The sequence below is a fragment of the Streptomyces sp. NBC_00162 genome (assembly GCF_024611995.1).
Lineage (GTDB): Bacteria > Actinomycetota > Actinomycetes > Streptomycetales > Streptomycetaceae > Streptomyces.
The window spans coordinates 276421-301822 of the sequence record NZ_CP102509.1 but is presented as its reverse complement, the minus strand read 5'-3'; the positions used below and the strand labels follow the sequence as shown (position 1 = coordinate 301822).

At 67.7% G+C, this 25402-nt stretch carries 19 protein-coding genes and 7 pseudogenes; 19 read left to right on the top strand and 7 right to left on the bottom strand.

From position 1 onward, the window contains the following. Positions 1-213: 213 nt before the first annotated feature. From JIW86_RS01760 to JIW86_RS01750, 3 genes and pseudogenes are all read left to right on the top strand, one after another. Positions 214-480 carry a hypothetical protein gene (locus tag JIW86_RS01760; protein ID WP_257552182.1) on the top strand — a complete coding sequence of 89 codons (267 nt, stop codon included), beginning with the start codon at positions 214-216 and terminating at the stop codon, positions 478-480. Positions 481-780: 300 nt separating this feature from the next. After that, positions 781-1405, top strand: a pseudogene (locus JIW86_RS01755) (transposase family protein); the annotation flags it as partial. Further along, positions 1406-1528: pseudogene (locus JIW86_RS01750) on the top strand (IS5/IS1182 family transposase); the annotation flags it as partial. Positions 1529-3228: 1700 nt separating this feature from the next. Here the strand turns inward: JIW86_RS01750 and JIW86_RS01740 are convergent. Continuing rightward, a complete protein-coding gene (locus tag JIW86_RS01740) occupies positions 3229-3975 on the bottom strand; it encodes a hypothetical protein (protein WP_257552180.1) in 747 nt (248 codons plus the stop codon). A gap of 315 nt (positions 3976-4290) precedes the next feature. On the opposite strand from JIW86_RS01740, the gene JIW86_RS01735 reads away from it, so the two are divergent. Together JIW86_RS01735 and JIW86_RS01730 are read left to right on the top strand one after the other, a co-directional pair. Beyond that, positions 4291-4953: a hypothetical protein gene (locus tag JIW86_RS01735; RefSeq protein WP_257552179.1), complete on the top strand. Its 663-nt coding sequence runs from the start codon at positions 4291-4293 to the stop codon at positions 4951-4953. 1221 nt (positions 4954-6174) lie between these two features. Then, positions 6175-6570, top strand: coding sequence for a hypothetical protein (locus JIW86_RS01730; protein WP_257552178.1), 396 nt, complete (start codon positions 6175-6177; stop codon positions 6568-6570). A 10-nt stretch (positions 6571-6580) separates the two neighbouring features. Here JIW86_RS01730 and JIW86_RS01725 read toward each other — a convergent pair. Both JIW86_RS01725 and JIW86_RS01720 read right to left on the bottom strand, forming a co-directional pair. Then, positions 6581-7456, bottom strand: a pseudogene (locus JIW86_RS01725) (IS5 family transposase). A gap of 141 nt (positions 7457-7597) precedes the next feature. Beyond that, a complete protein-coding gene (locus JIW86_RS01720) occupies positions 7598-8146 on the bottom strand; it encodes an FAD-dependent oxidoreductase (RefSeq protein WP_257552177.1) in 549 nt (182 codons plus the stop codon). A gap of 95 nt (positions 8147-8241) precedes the next feature. Between JIW86_RS01720 and JIW86_RS01715 the strand changes: the two genes are divergently transcribed. From JIW86_RS01715 to JIW86_RS01705, 3 genes are all read left to right on the top strand, one after another. Then, entirely contained in the window at positions 8242-8427 is a 186-nt protein-coding gene (locus JIW86_RS01715; protein ID WP_257552176.1) for a hypothetical protein, read from the top strand. Positions 8428-9210: 783 nt separating this feature from the next. After that, complete coding sequence (locus tag JIW86_RS01710) at positions 9211-9396, top strand: hypothetical protein (protein WP_257552175.1); 186 nt, start codon at positions 9211-9213, stop codon at positions 9394-9396. Positions 9397-9887: 491 nt separating this feature from the next. Beyond that, positions 9888-11081, top strand: coding sequence for a S1 family peptidase (locus JIW86_RS01705; RefSeq protein WP_257552174.1), 1194 nt, complete (start codon positions 9888-9890; stop codon positions 11079-11081). A 61-nt stretch (positions 11082-11142) separates the two neighbouring features. Here JIW86_RS01705 and JIW86_RS01700 read toward each other — a convergent pair whose 3' ends face one another. Beyond that, a complete protein-coding gene (locus JIW86_RS01700) occupies positions 11143-11424 on the bottom strand; it encodes a hypothetical protein (RefSeq protein ID WP_257552173.1) in 282 nt (93 codons plus the stop codon). A 912-nt stretch (positions 11425-12336) separates the two neighbouring features. On the opposite strand from JIW86_RS01700, the gene JIW86_RS01695 reads away from it, so the two are divergent. Beyond that, the gene (locus JIW86_RS01695) at positions 12337-12843 is read left to right on the top strand and encodes a hypothetical protein (RefSeq protein WP_257552172.1); all 507 of its coding nucleotides are present in this window, start codon (positions 12337-12339) and stop codon (positions 12841-12843) included. A 73-nt stretch (positions 12844-12916) separates the two neighbouring features. Here JIW86_RS01695 and JIW86_RS01690 read toward each other — a convergent pair. Both JIW86_RS01690 and JIW86_RS01685 read right to left on the bottom strand, forming a co-directional pair. Continuing rightward, positions 12917-14159, bottom strand: a pseudogene (locus tag JIW86_RS01690) (NF041680 family putative transposase); the annotation flags it as partial. A 196-nt stretch (positions 14160-14355) separates the two neighbouring features. Next, a protein-coding gene (locus tag JIW86_RS01685) for an IS5 family transposase (RefSeq protein ID WP_257552171.1) occupies positions 14356-15170 on the bottom strand; the annotation gives its coding sequence in 2 pieces (ribosomal slippage) (positions 14356-14828 and positions 14828-15170; 816 coding nt in all). A 104-nt stretch (positions 15171-15274) separates the two neighbouring features. Here JIW86_RS01685 and JIW86_RS01680 point away from each other — a divergent pair. From JIW86_RS01680 to JIW86_RS01635, 10 genes and pseudogenes are all read left to right on the top strand, one after another. Beyond that, positions 15275-15379: pseudogene (locus JIW86_RS01680) on the top strand (IS5/IS1182 family transposase); the annotation flags it as partial. A gap of 762 nt (positions 15380-16141) precedes the next feature. Continuing rightward, positions 16142-16795 carry a nucleotide triphosphate diphosphatase NUDT15 gene (locus JIW86_RS01675; protein WP_257552170.1) on the top strand — a complete coding sequence of 218 codons (654 nt, stop codon included), beginning with the start codon at positions 16142-16144 and terminating at the stop codon, positions 16793-16795. Between the two features lie 649 nt (positions 16796-17444). After that, positions 17445-17754, top strand: a pseudogene (locus JIW86_RS01670) (phosphoglucomutase, alpha-D-glucose phosphate-specific); the annotation flags it as partial. A 1-nt stretch (position 17755) separates the two neighbouring features. Further along, positions 17756-18319 carry a hypothetical protein gene (locus JIW86_RS01665; protein ID WP_257552169.1) on the top strand — a complete coding sequence of 188 codons (564 nt, stop codon included), beginning with the start codon at positions 17756-17758 and terminating at the stop codon, positions 18317-18319. Positions 18320-18430: 111 nt separating this feature from the next. Further along, the gene (locus JIW86_RS01660) at positions 18431-18799 is read left to right on the top strand and encodes an STAS domain-containing protein (RefSeq protein WP_257559188.1); all 369 of its coding nucleotides are present in this window, start codon (positions 18431-18433) and stop codon (positions 18797-18799) included. Positions 18800-19128: 329 nt separating this feature from the next. After that, a pseudogene (locus tag JIW86_RS01655) lies at positions 19129-19458 on the top strand (STAS domain-containing protein); the annotation flags it as partial. Between the two features lie 135 nt (positions 19459-19593). Beyond that, entirely contained in the window at positions 19594-19920 is a 327-nt protein-coding gene (locus tag JIW86_RS01650; protein WP_257559187.1) for an STAS domain-containing protein, read from the top strand. Positions 19921-20209: 289 nt separating this feature from the next. Then, positions 20210-22741 carry a hypothetical protein gene (locus JIW86_RS01645; RefSeq protein ID WP_257552168.1) on the top strand — a complete coding sequence of 844 codons (2532 nt, stop codon included), beginning with the start codon at positions 20210-20212 and terminating at the stop codon, positions 22739-22741. Between the two features lie 57 nt (positions 22742-22798). After that, a complete protein-coding gene (locus tag JIW86_RS01640; RefSeq protein WP_257552167.1) occupies positions 22799-23485 on the top strand; it encodes an HAD family hydrolase in 687 nt (228 codons plus the stop codon). Positions 23486-23492: 7 nt separating this feature from the next. Continuing rightward, positions 23493-24260, top strand: coding sequence for a transposase (locus tag JIW86_RS01635; protein ID WP_257552166.1), 768 nt, complete (start codon positions 23493-23495; stop codon positions 24258-24260). A gap of 87 nt (positions 24261-24347) precedes the next feature. Here the strand turns inward: JIW86_RS01635 and JIW86_RS01630 are convergent, their stop codons facing one another. Next, positions 24348-25331 (bottom strand): IS5 family transposase, encoded by a 984-nt coding sequence (locus tag JIW86_RS01630; RefSeq protein ID WP_257552165.1) that lies wholly within the window; start codon positions 25329-25331, stop codon positions 24348-24350. Between the last annotated feature and the right edge of the window lie 71 nt (positions 25332-25402).

Genomic DNA, 25402 nt, shown 5'->3' with positions numbered 1-25402 from the left:
GTCGGCCTGAGCAGTCGTGCGCGCACCGACTGCGGCTCCAAAGGCCCGCGGGGCCCGAGAGGTTAAAAAACCCTCTCCCCCAGGGACAAGTTTTGTGTATTTGTCGACACTTCGTCCATTCGATTTACCCTGTGGTCCTGGGAGGGATTCCACCTCTCGTTGGGGCTCGCGTCCGCATCGCCGGGCGCCCCCCATGCATCCCTAAGGGCATTGGTGAATCTGCACATCAACGGCGAGAACGCGCTGGTCGTGGCGCTCTCGTGCGTCGTCGCGTACGTGGTCTACCGTCGTACGCAAAGCCATCAGCAGTCAGCTTTGACGGGCCGGCCCGGCCGCGGTGGCCTGGTGGCCGCCCTGACAGCCGGAGCAGCCACGCTGCTGCTGCTCGCATTTCTGTTCGGACTGGGCGACGGTTCCGCGAAGGACGAGCGACCGTCCTCGCAGCCCCCGGCATCCGGGGAGGTGTCTCCCGGCAGCTGATCAGACCGCGTTGAGCGTGGGGCGGCCCGCCCGGGCCGCCCCCACCACTATCCAGCAGCCCAGTCCACACCGAGGTCGGCGAGCGCGGCGAGCTGCGCCGCGTCGAGCCGGTCGCGGCGAGCTTTCTGGTTGCCGATCCAATGCTGGTGCGGTGTTCGGTGCCGTCGGGCAGCCGCTCGACGACGGCCCCAGGGAGTCGACGGCCCGCCGCCCGGAGGGCGGCGGGCCGTCCTCATGCACCGACTTCATTTCTCGTGAACATTCTCCGGCCCAGTGATCAGCAACTGCTGCCCAAACCGGGTGACAAACGCTGCTGCTGAACGTGAACAAAGCCACCCGTTCACCGGGCTGAGCCCCCGCAACTTCGGCAAGTTGGTGACTCAACTCAGGAACTCAGGTGCCGACGTCGGCGGCCGGGGCCGACTGTGGAAGCTGTCGCTGGAGGACCGGCTGCTGCTGGTCACCGCGTACTGGGGACCAACCTCACCATGCGACAGCTGGCCCCGCTGTTCGGGGTGTCGAAGTCGGCCGCTGACCGGATGATCGACCACCTCGGACCGAAGCTCGCCCTGCAGCCCCGCCAGCGGTTCGCCAAGGACACTGTGCTGATCGTGGACGGCACCTTGGTACCCACCCGCGATCACAAGGTCGCCGAGCAGTCGAAGAACTACCGCTACTCCACCAACCACCAGGTAGTCATCGACGCCGACACCCACTTGGTCGTGGTGGTCGGCCGACCGCTGCCGGGTATCCGCAACGACTGCCGGGCCTGGGAGGAATCCGGCGCCAAAGCCGCCGTCGGAAACACCACGACCATCGCCGACGGCGGCTACCCAGGCACCTGGTGATGCCCCACCGCCGCCGCAAAGGCGAGGAACTGTCCGTCTGGAAACAAGCGCACAACAAGTCCCACAAGCAAGTCCGCATGGTCACCCCCGCCGACATGGCCGACCGCGACGCGGCCAAAGAGGCCCTCTTCAGACTCCGCCTAATGCACCCCGAAATCACCATCGTCTGGGCCGACTCCGCTTACGCTGGCCAGCTCGTCGCGGACTGCGACCCCCTCGGCCCGTGCCCGTTCGATGACGGCCGCGAAGAGCTCCTCGACCTGGTCCCGGGACAGGCGGGCCCACCAGTCCGACCCACCGCCAGTTAGAAGGGCCTCTGACCAGCATCGATGGTCAGGGGCTTCGGCTTGTCCGCTCCCTGACCGTGTTCCTTGAAATCCCAGAGGCGGGGCGATCGTCCGGATCGGCATCCGCTCAAGCTGGCGGACTCTGCCCAGTCCTCCACAAGGATCAGGTTTCCCTCCCGACCTTGAGCACCAAGGCCAGAGTCGGATGAAGATCACCACGTGGGTCACTTTTGATGCTGTCAGAGGGGTCCGTGTTCAGCCGTCGCCGACATGTACAACGTGTCCGCTGGCCAGAGCTGACTGTTGCGGCTAAACCACGGATGTTGGGCAGCTCCGCCAGATAGGGGAACTGCACCAAACCAGCCCGCCCGCTCTTCTGCACCGCGGGTCGGATAGATCGGGCTGGTAGGGGCGTCGGCCGTGGCTCAGTGAGCAATCCCCGTGGAATGCATGTTCTGGGCGTGCGTTCGACATATGCCCGCCCCTTGAATGCGCCGAAACATCACGCACCGTCCTCCGCCTCCCTTCCCGGCCTTCCGGTAGAGCGCCAGGGTGGTCGGACCCGACGTTGACTACCGGGCTCACAAAGCCCGCCCACACAAGAGGTTTGTGATGGCGCTGACACAGTGGACGAAGGCAATGGAGTGGTTGGCAGCCGCCGCCGACGATCCGCAAGCCTACGAGCGCGACTGCCGCCGCGGCGGCGCCGGCATCCATCTATTAGCTGCCGGACGTCTATGGGACGTGCTGATCGTTCCCGCGTGCCTGGGCCTGCGCGCTGCGGACATGCTCGACGACCTTCCTCGCGTCGGTCCCGGCCCTGTACTGCTGGACGGCCGGCGGCGTGAGGTCGGTTTCTTCCTGCCTCCCGACCCTGGGGCCAACTGGGTCGGTGGCGGCACCCGCCACATCACCCGGGGAGGATGGATTGCCGCTCCTGCCCCTCACTGCCGCTGGGGAGACCTGCGATGGCTTGTACCGCCCGACGGAAGCGGCGCCCTGACAACATCCCGCGCCATGGAGCTCGCCCTGCACCGGGCCACGCAAGAGCTCGCCCGCTGCCACGGTACCCCCACCCACACCGGCCGGTCCCCCCACCGACGTGCCGACGGCACTTCCACGACGATCGACAGCACAGGCCGTCGGGACCGGTGACGAGCACAGCCAGGACTGGCAGCCCCTTCTTCCCCTGCAGGCCGTGGCGCCGGATGGGATTCCCGCACAGAGGCATTGGTTGCGGCGCCGCTGAATGGTGAAGAGATCGGTGGAGCGGTCTTGGGCCAGCGGTCCCCCGGCATAGCCCACGACTCACCCCAACCGCCTGCGCGCTGCGCGACGACGGCACGTCCGCCGAAGCGGTGGCCACCGTGCTCGGCACCACCTACTCCAAAGCGCTGGTCCTGCTCCTGGCCGCCCGGGACTGGTAACGGCACGCACTACAGCGTCCGCACTCGGCGGGACGTCCGCGTCTGGAGGCGGGTGCTGACCGGGTCGGCGCCCCGACCAGTCGGGTTGGTCGGGCGCCCGTCGCGGTCGACCGCGTGGTGATCGGGTCGCGCGCGGCGGGGCTGTACGGGCAGGGCACCGGCCCATGCCCGCCGTGCGATCAGTACTCAGTCCGTTGTGGGATCCACGGCTGCCGTCAGCGCTGCCAGCCCGGCCTCGTCGGCCGCCCACACGGTGGCGTGCCATTGTCCGCGCCACTGTTCCAGCAGCACCCGTTGGCGGTCGTCGTTCCGGGAGTGGCGCTGGGTGCCGTCGACCGTCGGCGGGCCGGGAGTGAAGTCCTGCCGGAGTACCTCCAGCAGGGCCGACGGCTCCGGTGCCCCGGGCAGAGCGAGCTGCTTGCCGTGAAGGTGGACCGGCGCGTCCCAGATCCGGGCGTGGACGAGGTCCGAGAAGCGGTCGGCATGTGGCTGCCATGCGGCGGACGGGGTCACGTCGTCGAAGGAGATCACCACCGGTGGGTCGTCGGAGCCGTCGAGGCGGACGGCCATGACCCACACGCCCTGGTTCTCGACCATGAACGGCAGCAGACCGAGGGAGCCGACCGGGTCGAAGGGCCGTTCTTCCTGTTCGTCCACGTCGTCGGGCCAGTCGCCGTTGTCCTCGGGCCAGTAGTAGATCTCCTCCCGGCCCAGCCGTTCGGCGTCGTACACCATGTCGTCGTTGCTGAACTTCCTCAGCACGGCGGCGCCCTGTGCCAGCGTGAACCACTCGCGCACCGACGCGGGCACAACGTGGCCGTGCACGGACTCGAAGCGGTCCAGTACCGCCTCGGCCTCTTTGGATATCTCCAGGTCCAGCCCGGCGAGTTGTGCCGCACGACCGTGGAACCGCAGCGTGCCCGCCGGCATCATCCGTCCTCCTGCCTTCGCCGGTGGGCCCCAATGCCCGCCGGCCAGGGGTGACCCTAGCCGCTCGTACCGACAGCGTGCCCTGCGCCCCCATCAGATGCATACCGTCGCCTATGCCCAGCAGCTCGGCCACGACGTCGCTCCGATCGAGTTCGCAGGCCGTTCTGCCAGCGCCGGGCGCCGCGCATTCTCAAGGGCGGGCACGCCAGAAGGCGGGACGGGGAGTGGTCGGTGCGCCTGCTGAAGGCGATCGACGAGGCTGCCGATGGCGGGACCGGTCGTACCGGTCATGTCGTTGGCCACCCGTAGCCTGTCGCCATGCAGACAACTCTGATGATCTACGACGGCACCGCTTTGGCCGACTCCGATGTCCCGCGTACCGGGGGCGTGCCGCTGGCTCCTGCGGGATTCACGTGGCCCATGTGCGGTTGTTTCTGTGGAGGGCCGCTGCAGTTCTTCGCCCATCTTCCCGTCGAGGACGGCGTCCTGTCGGTGTTCGTGTGCCAGAACGACCCGGGCGCATGTGAATTCTGGGACGCGGCTTCGGGCGCGAACGGGGTCTACCTGTTTCCCCGGGAGGAGCTGCAGCCGGTGGCTGTGCCCGAGACGGGAGTGACGCTGCTGCCCGCCGTCTCGGCTATCCGTACCCAGATCGTGACGCTCGACCCCGAGGAGTACGACGACCAGGATGACGACGACGAACTCGTGCCTGACGCATACGACCTTGCCCGCTCGGGATGGAAGCGGGAACCTGAAGAACGGTTCGGGAAGCAGCGCGAAGTGCTCGGGTCGCTCGCAGGCAGCCCCTCCTACCTTGAGGACGACCGCCTGCCCGCATGTCCCTCCTGCGCCGGCACGATGGAATTCGCGGCGCATCTGGAGGAAGGGATCTCCTCGCAGACCGCGATGAACCTCGGCGGCCAGCTGGGCTACGTCTTCGTCTGCCGCGCCTGCCGCGAAGGTGCCTTCCTCACGGACTGAGATGTGTCGGCCTGGCCGTCCTCGGACGCTACGGCCAAAATGGCACGCTTCGCGCCGTCGGCCGCACAGCGCCCCTGGAACCAACGCCGCCCGCGCTCTCGCTGACCACCCCATCCAGGCCGGCCCGACCATCCTGGATGGGCGTACGATCCACGGTCACCTGGGACAGCCGCGAATCCCACGACTTGATGCTGGTTCTTCCCGAGCGGGTTGCGGAAGCCAGCGCGGACACCGCCATCGACCGAGGTGCGTGGAGACATCCGCTGCGCTTCGTACGCCTGCGCCTGGACGTCCCCATGACCGCCGTGCCGAGGTACAGGGAAGTCGTACGGCCGGCAGTGGTGATGGCGCGGTGTGGCCGCGCTGGGTAGGTGAGAGGTCCCGCCCGTGCCGGTACCGCAGGAGCAGACGATGGAACCGACGACACGATGCCGCCCTTCGGCGAACCTGCTCCCCTTGAAGGTGGTCTTCTGCGGCTTCTGCCAGGCCAGTGCGGCCACAGGTGGGGCGCGTACTCTCAGCGCTGACGGGGAGTTCCTGTGTCGGTGACGTGGCACGCCCCTGCCTGCCCGCACCACGCGGCCGATCTCATCCTCGCCGCGCCCAATCGTCGAGGAGGCGACGGGGCCTGCCGGCAAGTAGGGACTGTCTGACAGGTTGCGTGAGGTGCCCACTGCCCTTTCGGTCCGCGGCGTCGAGCCCTTCGAGCGTGGACTCCCGGATGTTCTCCCGCTCCGTCTCCGCCATCGCGGCGAGGAAGCTGAACAGCGGCTGCCCATGACCACTGGTCATACATCCCCGCGAGGGGGGCAGGCGATCATCTCCAGCGTCAGGCCGTGGGCCGACAGATGGTCGGCGAGCGCGGTGAGCTCGGCGGGGTCCCGGCCCAGGTGCTGCATCTCGTACACCTGAGGATGACCCGGCAGCGCGCGGCGTGGGCCCTGATCTCCCGGCCAGCGGCCGGCGCGGCCTCGAACAGCGGACGGACCCGTATACGCGTGCGGATTCTGGCTCAACTCCGCGACGCAGCTCCACCGAAGTTGAGTCATGGGTGCGGCGTGCCGCGGCTGGTTTGCCGTGGCACGCCTTGGGTTCAGCTGGTGGCAGCTCCCGGTCTCAGTGGCTATGGGTAGGGCTGCCGAAGTGGGCTAGGGGCTGTCCGGTGGGTCGTGTGAGCTGATCAGGGCCGTGGCCTAGTGTTCGCTGAACGAAGGGGGTCGCATGGCGCGCGATACAGCCGAGGCAGAGGCGGGGATGAAGGGGATCACGTTTCCTGCCTGGCACGGAAAGCACTACGTGACGCTGGCTGAGCTACTGGTTCGCCTCGGCAGCTTCGGCCTGGACCTGACGTGGTGCGTCGAGTTCGACGAGATCGTCGATCCTCGCTGTGTCGAGATGGAGAGACGGTCCGCCGACGCCGGCATGGACACGTTGACATTGTTGTCGTTGACGACACCCTTCCTCCAGTTGATCGACGCCGAAGCACGTGGGTTCGCCGGGGACAAGCTGGTGCTCGTCCTGACCGAATTCGACAGCTCCTTGTGGGACGTCAGGGCTGTCGACGAGCGCGTACTCAGCGAACTTCGCCACCACTACCCGGGTGCCGAGGATCTCTGAACGGGGCACTTCACTCCGGACGGAGCCATAGGCGGATCGCGGCCACGGTGACCGTCCCGTAGAAGACGTACGCCCGCTTGTCGAAGCGGGTGGCGATGGCCCGGAAGTTCTTGAGCCGGTTGATGGTCCGCTCGACTTCGTTGCGGCGGCGGTAGATCGTCTTGTCGAACCCTGTGGGTCTGCCGCCTTGGCTGCCGCGGCGCCGGCGGTTGGCCCGCTGGTCTCTCGGCTCGGGGATCGTGTGCTTGATCTGGCGTCTGCGCAGGTGACGCCGGTTGCGGCGTGACGAATAGGCCTTGTCTCCCCCGACGTGGTCGGGCCGGGTGCGTGGTCGTCCACCAGCCTGCCGGGGCACGCGGATCTCTTCCAGGACGGGAATCATCTGCGGTGCGTCCCCCACTGGCCGGGCGTGATGACAAACCCGAGCGGGCGGCACCCACCTTCCCCGGCGAGGTGGATCTTGCAGGTGAGCCCGCCTCGCGAGCGTCCCAGGCCCTCATCGGAGCGGTGACGCGCCGGGCTCCTGCGCCGACCCGGGACTTTCGGGGCACGAGTGGAGGCCGTGCTGATGAGCGCGGCAGGTCGTGGAATCGACGCTGACCATGCTCCAGTCGATCCGGCCCTCGACATCGGCGTCGGCCTGGACGGCCCGCTGGATTCTCTCCCACGTGCCGTCCGCCGACCACCTTCGATGACGATCGTGGACCGTCTTCCAGCTACCGAAGCAGGGAGGCAGATCCCGCCAGGGGAGACCGGTCCGCTGCCGGAACAGAATCCCGTTGATGACCCGACGGTGGCATTGCCAGCGTCCACCCCGCCCGCGATTCGCCGGCAAGTGCGGCTCCAGCCGAGCCCACTCCTCATCCGAAAGATCTCCCCGCCCCATGTCCCACGGAACGAGTTCCCAGCGGGAGCGTCACTCGACCCATCGGACACGACCTAGGCCAGCTTGGACCCACCGGCTACCGGCCCGTGCGCGTGCGCGACCCCTTGTTCTGGGTGCAGGGCATGGGCGTCGCGCGGCTCGTCAGTGACGTAGCCGGGCGGCTGCGGCCAGAATCGGGGTGCTCACGACGGTGGCTGCGGCGCCGAGTGTGGTGTCTGTGGCCAGGATCCACCGGACGGTCTTCATGGCCAGGGTGAGGACTTCGCTGCCGCGCTGGCGCATGCCGGCCTCGAATTGGTCCACGGCGTCGGTGAGGGTGGCGGTGCCGTCGGCGGCGGCGCTGACGTGCGTGAGCAGGCTGGCGGCGTCGCGGATGGCCGCGCCCGCTCCCATTCCGGCGGTGGGCGGTGTGGCGTGGACAGCGTCGCCCAGTGCGGTGATACGACCTGCAGGCCAGGGCGCGAGATCCTTCGCGCGGGTGGAGGCGGCGTTGAAGCGGAATCCGGCCACGCTGTGCGGGTCGGCTTGGGCGATGACCTCGAGTGTGTGCTCGGCCCAGCCCCGCTCGCGGAATCGGCCGAGCAGCGCGGCCTGCAGTTCGCCGCCACGCAGGTCGCGCAGGGAATCGGTGCTGGTGGATTCGGGGAACATGGCGCCCCAGATGTAGGTGGGGCCGGTGGTGACCGACATCCGCAACTCGGGAGCGTCGAGCGCGGTGTTGCCGACCGGGTCAAGGAACCCGATGTAGAGCGCTGCTCCGCGCGGGCCGATCGCCAGCCCCGATCGTGGCCCTGGAGCAGTCAGGACTGGGCTATGTGCTCGCGGTGCCCAAGTCCCAGCAGGTCTTCGGTCCGCGTATCGACCACCTCTTCGCCCAGGCTCCGGACGAAGTGTGGGAGCGGATCTCGTGCGGAGAGGGCGCCAAGGGCCTCGGCTCTATCACTGGGCTGCGCTGGAGCTGCCGACAGTGACCGACTTCGACCACCAAGGCCAGGCACCTGTCCGGCGGCGGTGGGCACTGGCCCGTCGCAGCATCAACAAGCCTGAGGAAATCGCCTACTTCCTCGCCTACTCACCGCTCGATAAGTCCGTGAAGGACCTGGTGCGGGTCGCCGGGATGCGCTGGCAGATCGAGGAGTGCTTCCAGGCCGCAAAGAACGAGTGCGGCCTGGATCAGTACGAGGTCCGCCGGTATGTGGGCTGGTATCGACACATCACGTTGGCCATGCTCGCCCATGCCTACCTCGCGGTCATGACGGCCGACGCGGCGGCAAAGGGGGTGCAGAAACGGTTCCGGCGCCGTGGCTCCGCTCACCGTGGCAGAAGTCCGCCGGCTCCTGGCGTTTCGTCTCGTCCCGAACCGCCGACCAGGCCGGACGCTTCGCGCACACGTGCTGAACTGGTCACTCTGGCGCCGCCAACGCCAGGCCACGGCCCGCCACTGCCACTATCAGCGGCGACTCCACTCGTTGGTGGGGCACTCGGCCAAGACCTCCACCGGCGCCCCACCAGCCCACTACACTCCCGACGACGCTCCTGACCAGGGCAGATAGCGAAACGCTGCTGGAGTACTAAGGCGTTTCCTTCGGATCACCGTGCGGCCAGATCTGTGCGAGTGGCTGCCCCGAGGGCGCCCCCGGGCAGGAGCTGCCGACCTTGTCGTAGGCCACCACCCGACGACCACCCGCGTCCTGGAAATCACCTGGGACCGGGACCACGTCCTTAGCCGCTCCCCGGACCAGCTCCCCGTCGAAGTGCGAACCGACCTCGGCGGCGACGGGTCCATTGTCCGCAGCGCGGGCCTCACCGCCCGGTTCACCGAGCTTCTGCCCGGCGGCCTCTGCCACGCCTTCTGGCTGACCCCGGACGACCACGGCCGGGAACGGCACGAGTTCTACGGCTTCACGGTGCCGGCCTCCGGCACCGCCGCCGGGGTGTGATCCGAAAGAAGGGCCCCAGGCCCCGGTCATGAGTCCGGTCGGGCGACGGACCGTCGATGTAGCCGCACACGTAGATGGCGGCGCCCCTCCGGAGCCACACACCGCTCCATCTCAACGAACCAGTTGCCGCAGGCCAATCCGGGCGGCATTGGCGGACAGTGCCGAGAAGCCCACTGACAGAGGCTCATGAGCGAGGACGGTCTCCTCACCGCGCTCCTTCGTCCACCTCTTCACCACGATGAGCGTGTGCCGGCGGTCTCCTCCAGCAGCACTGGTGGAGAGGCAGTATTCCGAACCTGCGGTATTCCTCTTCGAACCGCCACCGCCCGACGTTGTACAGGGGCCGCCATGAGGTAGCGCGAGGGCCGGACGAGGGTTCCATGGCCACACACGCAGAGATGTCCGAGGGGGTTTAGTGACGCTCAGTTACACTGCCGGAGCCGACGGCAAGCCCCATGTGTACCAGGCCTTTTGAGGGCACGGAGATTCCAATGCGAGAACGTCGATGCGCAGCCAGCCTTCCCGCCCTAGTCGCCATCGCGCCGCTCTTTGTGATAATCGCACTCCTTGGGAATCCCGCAGAAACCGTTCCGGTTGGTTCTGAATATGCGCGGATTTCGCACGCGACTCAGTTGTCACTCCAGCCCACACCGACCCCCATTCCTGTGCATTCTTCCCCAACTCTCGGCGATATTGAGCGCGAAATTTTAGACGTAAAAGGCGTCGTTCGGGAGAAGCGAAAAGATGCCTGGGATAAGCTATTCTCTGTCTCGGGGATTATCGCCGGATTTCTCGTAGCATCAATTGGTGCAGTGGCCACTTATGTCTTGGCGAAACGCCAGAGAGAGCAAGATAGGAAGAAATCCGATCGGGAACTCATGGTGCAACGTGTAGCGACTGTCGAGCCCCTCATCAAGCTCTTGGGATCTGGCAGTGAGCGCGAAAAGGAGGCGTCGCTGCTGGCGATCGACGCTTTGGGGGACCCGGATCTAGCTTCTAAACTCGCAGCCATCTTCGGTGGTGAGGGGAGTGCGGCCGCCTTGTCTCGAATTGCCGCCCAATCTTCGGGCGAGATTGCCGCAGGAGCCGAACGGTCACTTGAGTCCGTCTTCCATACCCTCAAGGCCTCCGTGGTTACACTGGTTGTTGGCGGGATGTCAGTTGCATCTGGCTTTGTCGTCGCTCCGGGGTACATTCTGACTGCGCTCCATGCCGTTGAGTTTGGCGGAGTGGGGTTCGGTAAGAGTCTCCATGTGAAAGCCCACGATCAAAGCATTATCGAGGCCGCTATTCACAAGACGAATCGAGATAAAGATCTTGCGCTTCTCCAAGTTGAAGATTCACGCCTCCCTGCGCTACGAATCGAGACTCGCCCTGAGCGGCTCGTGAGCTTCGAGGAAGTGGCGGTGGTCACTCCCCATGCCGTTCGCGTTGGCAGGATCGACGCGATCGAATTGACCGGCGTCGCCAACCTGCCCGGGCAGGCAACCATGATTTCCGCCAGGCTGGAGCCTGAGCCCGGTTCCAGCGGCGCGCCGGGCGTGAATGGGGGCGGGCGAGTCGTCGGAATGGTAGTCGGCGCTGACGACAAAGGTGGGGCATTTCTCACGTCTGCGACCGAAATCATGTCGTTCCTGCAGACGGTGAAAGTCAATAATGCGGGATACCTCTCAGTTGGGGAGTAGGTGCTTCGGCTCTTGCTACTCGCCCACACCAGCGCGCCACGCCAACGGGTCCACCTGTGCCCTAGAGGCGGAATTTTCTGAACCCCGTCCGGACCAAGCCAGTGCTGCCAGCCCGGTGAGGCGGGGCCTTTCGGTGGATTACCGGGCCGCGGTCCTTCGTCCAGGTCCGCAGCCGCTCGCGCTCGCCGTCGCTCTCCGCCCACAGCACAATGCGCACGCCCTCCTGGCTTCCGTACGTGCCCAGGAAGCCGCGGAACTTCCGCTCGGCGTCGGCCCCGTCGGCCCAGGCGCCCTTCACCCCGGGAGGCCCGGGCTGGAAGGCCGCGGTCACGTGGTGCGCCACGACGGGATCCGCATCCGGTTCACGCCCGGGCGAGGTCACGATGCCTCCGGGCACGTCGGCACACGGACCTCGGCGTCGGGGGCCGGAAGGTGCACGCCCTCGATGACAGGCAGGATGCCGGAGTCGGCCACGGGCCCTCTTCTGCTGTCGCGTGGTGAGCGGGAGACAAGGCGGTCCGCCCGGTCGACGTGCGAAGGGCTCCCGGGCGGACTCAAGCCCTCGGCCGCGCGACGAGCGTAGGCGGCATCTTCGAGTTCCTGCGCGGGGGAGGCATAGTCAAGACCTGTGGATCGGCATGACATCGCCTTTTTCTCTCCTGCCGTATCGCCGATCAGCCTGACCTTCCACCTTCTTGCCGTGATGCATCGCATGGGGCCGCATCCGGGGCCGTTTCCAAGTGGATGCGATTGGGCGACGGCCTTTCCCGGTCCACTCCAGTGGCGGTAGCAATCAAATGGGCATCATGGTGGAGTGACTGGTCAGTAGGCGTTCTGCGCCTCGTGCGGGGTCAGGCAAGCACCGGCGTCCTGGAGTATCCATGAAGGCGAATCCGAAGATCGGACCGACTCACGACACTGCCTTTTTTAATGACATCCAGGCAGTGTTCGAAAAGTATCCGGATGTCGCAAAAAACTACTCCATTGATTATATTGGTGGGGTAGTTGACGTCATGGGGGTTGACCTTGATCGCCAGGTCGGGATGTCGACTGTTCGGGACGGTGAGATTGTCACCAAGTACGCTGACCGGTCCTCCGGTCGTAACCCGGGGCCGCCGCCCGAAGAGGAAGGGTGCTTCAGGTGGGCGTTGAGGGCCGGTGAATGGGTATGTGTCACGTACATGACCATTCCACCTCCGACTTAGATAGATTTATCCCGTGGGAGCCCTCGGTGCTTGGCTCGCATACTGGTCTCATGAGTCCGAGCTCCACACACCATCGTTTCCGGGACCCGCGCAGCACGAAGTACGACTTCCTCGTGTCTGTCCTCGTGCGCTGTCCCGGCTGCGAGAAGGTCGCGCACGTCGGGACAGCACCAGACCTGGCCGGAGTGCACGACCAGGGTCTCTTCGCTCGAAGGCGTCTCGTCTGCCGGAGCTGCGGGACGGCGAAGGAATGGAGCCGTGGAGGTGTGGCCTTGCACCGGGACCGGCACGAGCCAGCCACAGACCCGCACTTCGGCGTCCCCCTGTGGCTGCAGACCGAGACCCGTCATGGGTGGGTATGGGCCTACAACCTGGAACACCTGGACCTGATCAGGCGATTCGTGCAGGCGCCGCTACGTGAAGGGATTCCCTGGCACGACCACGGCCGGAAGATGACCGTGGTGGCCCGCCTGCCCGCATGGATGCAGCAAGCCAAGAACCGCGACGAGGTGCTGCGGGCCATCGCCCGCATCCACGCCTCACTGCTCCGCGCCTGATCCAGGAACACTGCGCTTGTCGCGTATCCCGTGACGCGTCTGGGCTCTTGGTGCCCTTCTTGTGATGGCTTGGGCGAGCGTATGCTTCGCCGGTTTTGAGGACCCGGCCGACGTCCTCAACGGTGGCCCGGCGTCGGTTTTTCACGCCGGGTGGGCGCCCGGGGCCCGGCTTGGTGGGTTTGGGCGCACGGGCTGGCAGGGGGCACTTCATGCGGAGGTTCCTGAACCCCCGTCTCACCCGGGCGGGGTGAGCTTGTTCGGCAGAGCCGGCCGTTCCCAGGGGCGGCGGAGGTCTGTGACCAAGCTGCGGACGAGCCGGAGCTGGGTGTGAGCGGCGATGACGAGCCAGGTCCGGCGGTCGGAGGCCTCGGGATCGCGGAGCTTCGGACGAGTCCAACCGAGGGTCTGCTTGATCATTCTGAAGGTGTGCTCAAGATCGAATCTGCGCAAGAACGCGTGCCAGAGCCGGTCGACATCGCCCTCGGCCGCACCGGTGCCCGACCACCACAGCCAGACCGGCTTGGGGTCCGCGCCGTTGGGCAGACCGTCGACCTTGAGCCGGATCACGGTTCCCTCGATGATCGGCAGCTCGTCCCGGTGGGTGAGCCAGGCCGCGCGGCGGGTCAGTCTTGGGTGGAGCCGGTCGAAGGCGGTGGCCACCGCGGTGCCGTACCGCTCCGTCTCCGTGACCGTCCGGACGTCGGGCTCGCCCCAGGTGTCCGGCTGGCCGAAGACGAACTCGCCCCCGTGCTTGGGCGGCCGCCCGCCGTTCGGGTCGTAGATCCTCAGTGGTGTGGGCCGGCGCATCACCCGGTCCGACCGCAGCCTGCCCAGCAACTCGACCGGTAGGTCCGCCAGCAGGAACGACAGTCGCTGGACGTCGTAACCGGCGTCCAGGACCAGGAGGATCTCCAGGTCGCCTGGTTTCCACTGCCCGGCGGTGACCAGGCGCTCGACGACCTCGCGGACCTGGACGGCGGTGACCGCTGCGACGTCGGCACCCGGCTCCAGCCGGACCGCATCCAGCAATGCGGTCCAGGAGGTGCGGCCCACCTCCAGTGCCGCGACGATCGAGTATGGCCAGCCTGGGATCATCCGGTGCTCGTTCTTGCCCCGGCCATACGTATGGCAGAACGAGCGGTCCGGGGAAGTGTTCGCGTCTGGCCGCAGCCACGGGCTGACGTCCGCCGCGAGCACCAGGCGCCCGTCCGCGGCCCGGGGCAGCGGCAGCCCGGCCAGCGTCCTCGCAGCCGTGCGACGTCGACGCGGCCGCGGTTGAGACCGGCGTACAACGCGCCGTGCCCCCGACGATGTTCCGTGCCGTTCGGTTTCCCGTAGGTGCGCGGCGGCAATCTCGGTGCGGTACCTGCGGGGAGGGTCTGCTGCTGGCGGCAGCTGGTGCATTCCAGGAGGTGGAGGACGGTTCCTTCTCCTTCGAGGAAACGGACTCCCTTGCCCTCGAAGGTGTTGCAGCTCGCGCAGACCGGGCCTTCTCTGAACTAAGACCGTGTCCTACATGGTGAGGTTGAGGAAGCGTTTGTAGCAGCAGATGGCTGCGGCCAGGCCGAGAAAGGCCAGGTAGTTGCCGGGGTTCCGCTCATAGCGGTGGTTGAGCCGGCGGTAGCCGGTAAGCCAGGACATCGTCCGCTCGATCACCCACCGGCGGCGACCCAATCGTTCGCTGGACTCGATGCCCTTGCGGGCGATGCGGACCCCGATCCGCTTGCCCCAGAGCCATCGCCGCAGGTGGGGGATGTCGTAGGCCTTGTCCGCGTGGAGTCGTGTCGGCTTGGAATCGGCTGCGTGGGATTCGTGTCCCATGTGGAAATGAGACAGCATCGGCTTCAGCCCGAGGCTGTCGTGGGTGTTCGCCGCGGAGAGTCCGACGCGTAGGGGCAGTCCATCCGCGTCCGACAGGACGTGCATCTTGGAACCTGACTTGCCCCGGTCCACGGGACTCGGACCTGTGAGTTCGCCCCCTTTTTAGCGCGGACGTGTGCGGAGTCGAGTACCGAACGGGAGAGGTCGACCAGGCCCTGTTCGTCCAGGAGCTGGAGGACCTTCTGGTGAAGCCGGCCCCAGACCCCGGCCCGCGACCAGATGACAAACCGGCGGTGCACAGTCGACTTCGACGCCCCGAAGCACGGAGGCAGGGCCCGCCAGGCGCACCCGCTGACCAGCACGTAGATGATGGCGGCGAAGACCGCCTCATCATCGATGTTCGCGATCCCGCCACCTTGCGGCCGGACCCGTGCCGGCGGCAACAACGGCCGCACTATCTCCCACAGTCCATCCGGAACGATCCATCCCCACCGTCCACTCCCCATGCCCACCACAACGGTCAACGAGCCATGTAGGACACGGTCTAAGGGTTGTCCCGTAATTGATCTTTGGGAGGATCGGGGCAGGGCCGGCTGGCCGTTGGCGGGTGCGGGTCCTGCTGGTCGCCGCATACTGACGGGCCAACCTCCGCTGCGGCAGTTGGCGCCGCTGTCCGGAGTGTCGAAGTCGGCTGCCGACCGCATCGTCGACCGCAACGCCCCGGCGATGGCGCCGCAGCAGCGAATCGGTGGTGGCGACCAGCGCGGCGGCGGCCAGGTTCGCGGGGCAGCTCGGTGATCAGCGCCGCGAGGGCGTGTTGCTGGCGCAGTTAGGAGAGCAATCGCCGGCTGCCACGGTCAAGATTATCCCGAAGACGATGAGAGCCAGGACGATCCAAGCTACATGGGCGAAGTCCTTGCCAACTGAAAGTTTTGGAGCGCTGCTCTGTGGGACCTCATTGTGGCTCTCGGGCTCGCCACTGGGTCCGTCGTGTCCCTCTGACGCCATCGTGTCATCCCCCGTCGCGGTGTGTCCTCTCATGGCACGACGCGAGATCTCGTCCGTCAAGGCCTGCGGCGGGTTGCTTTAGAGAAGAGCCGCAGCGGCTTGACGGATCGTCGCGGACGGGGAGGGAGTGGACGCTGCGCTCAGGCGGGTTCAAGGGCGACGGCGTCCACCACGCCATGCTCGGCATCGCCCGCCTCCACAACCTTCTCCAGGCCGCATAGCCCGACCCACCGGCGATGAGCCCACCTTGTCCCGGCCATCTCAACGGTCAATTATGGGACAGCCCTTAGCTGATTGACCCACGATGTTGACGGTGCGTGCCTGACGTCCCTCACCAACCAAATGCCATCTGACCTGCAACAACGTGGCTGAGGTCTAGATAACACCGGGACGCCTCCTGTTCTCCGCGTTGCACACCAACTCCGCCGGCGCCGGACCCTCGACGGCCATCGCCCCACGCTCGGAGGACTTGCGGCTTCCCGGCACCACCCAGAAGCACCCCGTCCACATGTGGGTCCTGACCCCCCAGCTGTGGGAAGACCTCCTGGTCGAGCACGGCCTCACCCTGGAGAAGGCCACGGCGATCGACGAACCGCAGCCGGGCAACCAGGCCTCCTACCGGCTGTACGAGGTCCGGCGTCCGCAGAGGGTGCCGAGCCGCCAGCGCACCAGTACTCCACCGCCTCCACGCGCGTTCGTGGGAGTCGGCGTGATCATCCACGGGCCGGATGGTGTCCTGCTGGGCCAACACCGTCGTGGAACTTTCGAATTGCCGGGTGGATCGGTTGAACCCGGCGAGACCTTCGCCGAGGCCGCAGTACGCGAACTCCACGAGGAGGCCGGCATCGTGGCCGATGTCGCCGACACCGTCGTGCTGGGCACCCTCCTGGCCCGGGTGGGTGACATCGTCCGGGTGACGGTGCCCGTCCTGGTGACCCGGTGGTCCGGTGTACCGCTGCAGTGCGAAGAAGCCATCGGGGCCTGGGAGTTCTGGCCCCGGGACGCGCTGCCCCAGCCTCTGTTCGTGCCGAGCGCGCAGTGCCTGACGGCATGGGATCCGACACTCCGCATCGACCACCCGGCCGCCGGCTTCCTGGCATACAAGGCTGCCGACCGCGCCTAGGGAGCGATCCCACCGGCCCCGCGTCTCACACCACGACCTCGAGGAAGGCACCACCTACCATGACACCAGCGCGTTCTTCATCCCTGCCGTCCCTTCTGGGAGTCTTCGCGCACTTGTGTACGGATGGTTAGTGACCGCCTTCGAAGATCAAGCACGGTCGGCTACGTACTGTGGCCGATGGCGAGGCTGAAGTGCCGCTGCCGTCGGTAGCGGCACACAGTCGAAACAGCCCCTGTTGACCTGGTGACGAGGGGTTCCGGATCTAGGGCCTGTGTGATGTCGGGGTCCGGCGCGGGCTGGGACACCCCGGCCGCCAGCGGTCCGCTCGGCAGCGCGTGACGCGCTGCCTGCCCCTGCTGGCCAACCGGGGGACGACTACGGTGACGACATCCGTCAGCTGACAAACCGGCGCGCCGTGCCGCCTGACCGTGTGCGGGTCCAATAGTTGATGGGGCACACATGTGGAGGACGGGAGTTCAGGTGCCGAGTAACAATCAGAAGAAGCGGTCACACCGCGCGGGGCGTCAGCCGGTCACGCAGCGGGATACCGCTGAAAAAATGGCCCCTCTGGGCTTGGAACTCTGGGATCCCGAGCCCGCGCCGGGCCTCTGGAGCGGCGCCGCGGTGGATCTGAAGTTCGCCGCCGGAAGAATGCCCGGCAGTACGGCTGGGCATCGGCGAACCTCCCGCGCGGCGGGGGCCGCTGCTCGCCAAGTCCCCGCGCCAGATTACCGCTGGCACCCTCGCCGGCGAGCCGGTCACCACGGTGCTCACCCAGGCCTCCGGCAACGGCATACCGCCCTTGGCGGGAGCAAGGTTACCCCCTCCGGTTCGCGGCCCGTCCTTCGGGCACCGAGGTCGTCTGCAAGATCGACACGGAGCCCTTCCGTGGCCCGGACTATCTGCGCCGGATCCAGGAGGAGGCCAGGTCCATGGCGCTCGCGGCGCTGGGCGCCTGACGTGGACGAGAACGTGTTGACGGCGCTGATTGCCGCCGGGGCCGCAATCGGCGGCGGAGCGGCTACAGGGGTGTTCACCCTCGCTGCCGCCAAACGCCAGGCCGCTGCCGCCTGGGCGGCGGGCGAGCGCCAGGCCGCGGCCGCATGGGAAGCCGGTCGGCGACAGGCAGCCGCCGCCTGGGATTCCGGACAACTCCAGGCCACGGCCCAACTCGACGTCGCTCGCCGAACCCTCACCGAGCAGACACTGGCGAACCAGCGGGCGGTGCGGCGGGCCGCCTACGTCACGTACCTGAGCCGCACCGACAGCGCCCACCAGGCACTCGCGGCTTGGCAGAGCGCCATTGGCACCGCGGACGAGGCGCCGCGGCGCCGGGAGTACGACGTCGCTGTGGGCGAGGTCGCAGAGGCACTGAACGTCGTACGCCTCGAAGGCCCCGACGGAGTGGCAACGGCGGCGGAGAACCTTCGCGACGCACTGGTCGCCAACGCTCCCGGAACCGGGCAGGCCGTCGCACAGGAAGCCTTCTTGACCGTGGCCCGCGCGGCTCTCAGCCCTGCGTAGTCTGCGGTCGCCCACTAAGATAAGCAATGTTCGAAATGATGTAGTTTCCGCTTGGCGTCACCAGGCTTGGGCGCGCTGGCGCGCCGGGCAATCGGCATGAAGCGGGGCCAGGTGGACCTGAAGGTGTCGTATGAACACGTCTCCGAGTTCGTCACTGTGGTGACACTCGAGGGCGAGTTGGACGTCTACGAAGCGCCGAAACTGCGCAATCCGCTGGTCGACTTGGTAAACCATGGAAGGGTGTTCCTCGTACTGGATCTGTCGGCGGTCGACTTCGTGGACTCAACGGGATTCGGTGTGTTGGTCGGTGGCCTGAAGCGGGTCCGCGCCCATAATGGCGGAATGGCATTGGTTGTGACTCAGGAGAGAGTTGCGAATGGGTTCCGTATCCAGGGGCTGACCAAAGTGTTTCCCATCTTCGACACGGTGGACCCAGCCGTCGAGCACCTCGGCCGAACAGTGCCTGGAGTCCATGACTGACGGCGCGCAGCAGACTGCGGACGACTGGTCGGACCACGCGCACTCCGTCACCACGCCTCGCCTGCCGCCGGGGCCAGTGCGCGCCCTCCAGCAACAGCTGCGATCGCTGTACCGGGCCGCGGGTAGCCCGGGGCGCCAGTCGGTTCGTGTGCCCACGCCGTCGCGCAGGATGACTTCCCGACGGTGGCCCGCGCGGGCTCTCGCGCCCTGCGTAGCACGTGCCCGCCGGATAGAATCTACTGTGTCCGAGATGGCGGAATTTTCCGCTTGGCGCGACCAGGCGTGGGGCACGCTGACGCGCCGGGCAGTCGGCATGAAGCGGGAGCCGGGTGCACCTGAAGGTGTCGTACGAGGACGGACCCGACGACATCGCTGTCGTACGGGTCGAAGGCGATGGCCAGGGTGGTGTGCTGGACGCCGCCTCCGCTCCGGCGCTGCGCTCCGCACTGCTGGAGGTCATCGAGGGCGGGCGGCTCATTCTGGTCATCGACCTGAACACGGCGGACGGTGTCGACAGGGCGGTCCTGCGCGTGCTGACAGGCGGTCTGATGCGGGTGCGCGCCCAGGGCGGGGCCCTCGCCTTGGTCGTGACAAGCCAGCAGGTGCGGGAATTTCTGGCTGACACCGGTTGGGACAAGGTCTTCCGTACCTACGAGACCGTGGCGAGAGCGGTCGCGGCACTCGCCGCCGCCTATGCGGAGAGGAGTGTCGAGCAGCGGCGCGCCGCCATCGTGGAGAGGGCGAACCGCATCGTCCCACAGGGCGGCCATTCGTATGAACACGTCTCCGAGTACATCACCGTGGTGACACTCAGGGACGAGTTGGACGTCTACAACGCGCCGGACTTGCGCAAACTGATCGTGGACCTGATCAGTCAGGGAAGGGTGTTTCTGGTCCTGGACATGGCGAGGGTCGACGGCATGGACTCGACGGGAACCGGTGTGTTGGTTGGTGCTCTGAAGCGGGTCCGTGCCTACGATGGCGGAATTTCCCTGGTGGTGCCTCATGAGAGAATCCATAAGATCTTCCGGATCACTGGGCTGACTAAAGTGTTTCCCATCTTCGACAGCGTGGACCGCGCGGTTGAGTTCCTCGGCCGGGAGCAGGGCCTCCATGGCTGACGACGAGAGGCGGACCGCGGACGCATCGTCGGCGGGCGCTCACTGCGTTGCCTCGTCTCGCCTGCCACCAGGGCCCCTGCGCGCCCTCCGGCAACGGCTTCGCTCGCTGTACTTGGCCGCGGGCAGCCCGGCGCCCGAGTCCCTCGCCGCAGACGCTGATGGCCTCCAGGGGCGGCCGGCGCAAGGAACTGTGGCGCAGGCCCTGGCTTGTACACCGCCGTCCTCGCTCCGGGACACAGTGTTCGTCGCTGCGGCGCTCGCGAGGCTGGCCGGTGAGGACCCCGACCGGGTGACTGCGGAGGTGCAGGCGCTCTGGGCGGCCGCGGGGCAGACGCCGGAGGTTCGGCTGCGCACCGCAGCGGAGTGGGACCCTGTGCGTTTGGGCGTCCACCCCGCGCCCGGCCCGGACGGGACCGTGGACCTGCCGCTGACGGAGTACCTCACCCGCCCGCACGACACCACCCTGCGTCAGCGGCTGGCTCGTATGGCAGCGGCTAACCAGGCGGCGCTCGTGCTGCTGGTGGGCCGTTCCGCGAGTGGCAAGACCCGCGCGCTGTATGAGGCGGTGATCGCCGTGCTGCCCGACTGGCCTGTGCTGTTCCCCGCCGACGCGGAGGAGCTGACCGCGTGGATCGAGGCGGCCGACATCGACCCGCGGACCGTATTGTGGCTCAACGAGACGCAGCGCTTTCTGGACGGCGCCGCGGGCGAGCGGGCAGCTCGAGCGCTGGGCCGTCTGCTCGACCAGGTGACGCCGCTAGCGGTGGTGGGCACCATGTGGCCAGAACACATGCGGCGCCTGACAAATCGCCAGAAGGGCCTGGAGGGCGCCCCGCACACCCTCGCGCTGCTGACCAGACCCCACGCGATGATCACGGTTCCGGACACGCTGGCCGGTGACCCCGCAGCTATCGCCTCGGCCGCCGCCCGCGACCCGCGTGTCGCCGTTGCAGTACGGGCGGCCGGATCCGGGCAGCGCGTACTGCAACACCTCACCGTGGGACCGGAGTTGGTGCGCCGCTGGGAGATGGGACCGGATCAGTGGTTCACCGCGCCCGAACACGCCGTGCTGACGGCGGCCACGGAGGCACGCAGGCTGGGCCACGCCGGCGCCGTGCCCGCGCGCATGCTGATGGAGGCGGCGGCCGGCTTTATGGACTCAGCCGCGCGCGCGACTGCGGGCAAGGAGTGGTTCCCGGCCGCCATCGGCGCGCTGACGACTACGGAGGGTGGCCCCGCGCCGCTGATTGCGGAGCGGCACGAACCGGGTGTCGGTGAACCGGACAGCTATCGTCCTGACGACTATCTCGAACAGCACATCCGCCGGGTCCGAGCCCAGCTGGCGCCGCCCGCCGCGTTCTGGTCCGGGGCACGCTGGGCCAGGACCGCCGACGACGCCTACGCTCTCGGCCGGGCCGCCGAGCAGCGGCGTCGCTACGGCAGTGCCGTCCCCTTGTATGAGCAGGCCGTCGAGCAGGGCCACAGCCAGGCGCGGGCCGCCCTCGCCGTGCTAAGGGCGACCACCGAAGGGCAGGCCACCGCAGAAGAGACGGCTGCGACGGACCCCGTCGCCTGGGCCGCTCTCGCAGTGACGCGGGAAGCGGAAGGCGACGGCCCTGCTTCCTACGACGCGTACCGGCGCGCGGCAGAGTCGGGCGACTCGTGGGCCTGGGCGGCCATGGCCCGGATCCGCGAGGCGGAGGGAGACCCGGTTGCGGCGGACGCGGTCGCGGCGCGGGCGGCGACAGCGGGCGAGCCGCTAGCCTGGCGGACGCTCGGCCGGATGCGGGCGGTACAAGGTGCGGTGGCGGCGGAGGCGTTCGAGCAAGCGGCACGCGCTGGCGACGGCTGGGGGGACATGGGGCTCGCACAGGTCGCCGAACGGTCCGGGGACCTCGCCGCGGCGGTGGCACACGCCACCCGGGCGGCAGGCAAGGAAGTCGGCGCTGCATGGGCGGCTCTGGTACGGCTGTACTGGGCGCTTGGTGACCATGCGTCAGCCCTGGAAGCGGCCACCAGCGGCGCGGACGCGGGGCATCCCGAAGGGTGGTCCCTCCTGGCAAGGCTGCGTAACGCGGCTGGGGACCGGGCAGGGGCCGCCGCGGCCCATCGCGAGGCGGCAGGCCTGGGCGTCGGCGCCGCGTGGCGCGAACTGGCCCTGCTCGCCGAATCGGACGGTGACCGTGTGGCCGCCGAGGAGGCCGCCGCTCAGGCGGCACGCACCGGCGATCCGGAGGCCTGGACCGCGCTGGCGGAAGCCCGCGAGGAAATGGGTGACGAGGCGGGCGCCGCCCACGCTGCGGCGGAGGCAGCGCGCGCGGGTGATGTGGACGCCTGGATCATGCTGGCGCGGGCCCGGGAGAACGCTGGGGACAGGCGGGGCGCAGAGCTCGCCGCCGACCTGGCGGCCGAGCGGGGTGCGACCGATGCCTGGTCCGCGCTGTCCCGGATACGGGAACGCGCCGGGGACCGGGACGGATCCCGGCGCGCGGTACTGCGGGCCGCCGCCCTGGGAGCCTCCGACGCCTGGACGGCGCTGGGCCGCGTGCGTGAGGAACTGGGTGACATCCCTGCCGCCGAACGCGCCTACGTCCACGGCTGCAAGGCTGGTGACGTAGAGGCGTACGCCGCGCTCGGCGCCCTGTACCTGGAACAGGGACGGACGCACGAGGCCTGCGCCGCGTACCGGTCGGCCGTGGACGCGGGACTCCCCGACGCCTGGGAAGGGCTGCTGTCGGCGATGGCGGCCCAGGCGCCCCGCGCGACTTCGGCGCAGACGGTGGGTCGGCTGCGCACGACGGGACTGCCGGCGGAGAAGTAAGCGTCTAAGACTTGTCCCGCAAACTGCCTGCTCAGGGCCTGATGGCATGATCGAAGCGTGATCAGTGAACCCGGCCAGTCTGGTGTGATGAGGTATGTCCTGTTTGATGTCGATGGCACGTTGATCGACGCGGTGGACAATCAGCGCCTTGTTTGGCGAACGTGGGCAGAGCGATACGGACTGGACCCCGATGAGGTCTACCGGGTGGCACTGCGGACGAGGCCGATGGAGACCTTTGCGCAGGTTGCTCCGGACCAGGACCCTGGGGAGTGCCTTGCCGCACTGCACGAGCTGGAGGACGAGGACGTCCGCTCCGGCGCTTATGCCGCCTTCGGCGGGGCCTCGGAGCTGCTGAGTGCTCTGCAGCCCGGGTCCTGGGCACTGGTGACTTCGAACTATGAGCACCGGGTGCGGGGACGCTTCGCACGGACGGGCTTGCCAGTCCCGGAGGTCCTCGTGGATGCGGCCGCCGTGGCGGAAGGCAAGCCGTCGCCGGTGCCGTATCTGCAGGCAGCCGCGCGACTTGGTGCCAAACCGGAGGACTGTCTGGTCATCGAAGACGCCCCTTCCGGGGTGGAGTCCGGGCTCCGTGCCGGGATGACGGTGTGGGGTGTCAACGCCCCTGCGGCGGTGGACGGCGTGCATCGTCACTTCGGCAGCCTGCGCGAAGCGGTCCGCGACGTCCTTGCCTTCGCGTCCGGACCCCGCCCTCACGGGCTGGAGGGCTCAGCCGCGGTGAAATGATCTTGACGTGGCTGGTGTGATCACGGCGTCAGAGCCGTCTTGGATAGTCCCGTTCTCCGGGCTGAGCCCGCGCCAGTTCATGAAACTGGTGACGGCGCTGCGTCGCGAGGGGGCCGACGCCACCCGCCGGGGCAGGCCGTGGAGCCTGCCGCTGGCAGACAGGACACTGCTGGTCACGGCGTACTGGCGCACAAACTTGACGATGCGCCAGCTCGCCCCGCTGTTCGGCATCTCCAAGTCCGCTGCCGACCGCATCATCGACCACCTCGGTCCGCTCCTGGCGCTTCAGCCTCGGCGCCGCTTCGCGAGAGACGCCGTGCTCATCGTGGACGGCACCCTGGTACCCACCCGCGACCACACGATCGCCGAGCAGTCCAAGAACTACAGGTACTCCACCAACCACCAGGTGGTCATCGACGCCGATACCCGCCGGGTCGTCGTGGTCGGCCGGCCTCTACCGGGCAACCGCAACGACTGCAGGGCGTGGGAGCAATCCGGCGCCAAAGCCGCTGTCGGGAAGACGATGACAATCGCCGATGGCGGCTATCCGGGCACCGGGCTCGTCATGCCCCACCGCCGCCGCAAGGGCGAGGAACTCCCCGACTGGAAGCAGGAGCACAACCGCTCGTACAAGCAGGTCCGCGCCCGCGTCGAGCACACTTTCGCCCGAATGAAGACCTGGAAGATCCTCCGTGACTGCCGTCTCAAGGGCGACGGCGTCCACCACGCCATGCTCGGCATCGCCCGCCTGCACAACCTCAACCTCGTCGGATAAACGAACGGGTTCCACACCGGCCGACCCGTCCAGCTCGACTCGAAGATCTTTTGCGGGACAAGCCTTAGGGCCTGTGTGATGTCGTGATCATTCGGCGGTTTTCAGCAGGTCGTCGATCCAGATCATTGCGGCGCGGAGGTGGAGGCCGGCGAGGTAGCTCTCGGGCGCCTTGTCATAGCGGGTGGCGATCCCTCGCCAGGCCTTCAGCTTGTTGATCAGACGTTCGACCGTGTTCCGCTCCTTGTAGAGGTCGGCGTCGTGGCTGACGGGTCGGCCGCCTCGTGCGCCCTTCTTCTTCCGGTTGGCGGCCTGGTCCCGCTTTTCCGGGATGACTGCCTTGATACCGCGTCTGCGCAGGTAGGAGCGGTTGCCGCGGGACGAGTAGGCCTTATCCGCGGCAACCGCGCCGGGCATCGTGCGGGGACGGCCGACGGGCAGGCGGACTCTCACCCTCTTGAGCACGGGGATGAACTGCGGGCTGTCCCCGGCCTGCCCGGCGGTCAGGACCAGCGCGAGCGGACGGCACCTGCGGTCCGCGGCGAGATGAATCTTGCTGGTCAGTCCGCCCCGGGACCTTCCGAGCAGGGCTTCCTTCAGGCGGAGCTTGCGTCTGCGTCGGATGCGCCGACGCTCGGCCTGTCCGTTCTGTTCCTCCGGTCCGCCCCTTTTGATGGGCCGCTTCCTGCTCCTGCGCGGCTTCTTCCAGGGCCTCCATGAGGTACTTGCTGACGCGCATCCCTGCGGCGTCATGGTGGGCGCGGACCGTTGTGGAGTCCACGCTGACCAGTGACAAGTCTGTTCTTCCCCGCGGGCACCCTCGGCGATCAGGCCTTCCAGCAGGCCGGTGAAGACGCCGGCGTCCCGCCAGACGCGGAAGCGTCCGTAGACGGTGGCCCAGGGGCCGAACTCGGCAGGCATCTCCCGCCACTGGGCACTGGACCGGAACCGCCAGATCACACCCTCGAACTGCTCCCGCAACCGCTCCGGGTACGGGCCGTACCTACCGATCGGCAGATACGGCTCGATGAACTTCCACTGGGCATTGGTGAGTTGCCTGCGTGTTACGACCACAGTCCTACCGGGTTCCACCCCATGAAGAGGACAGAGCCCAGGAACTGATCACGACACCACACAGGCCCTAG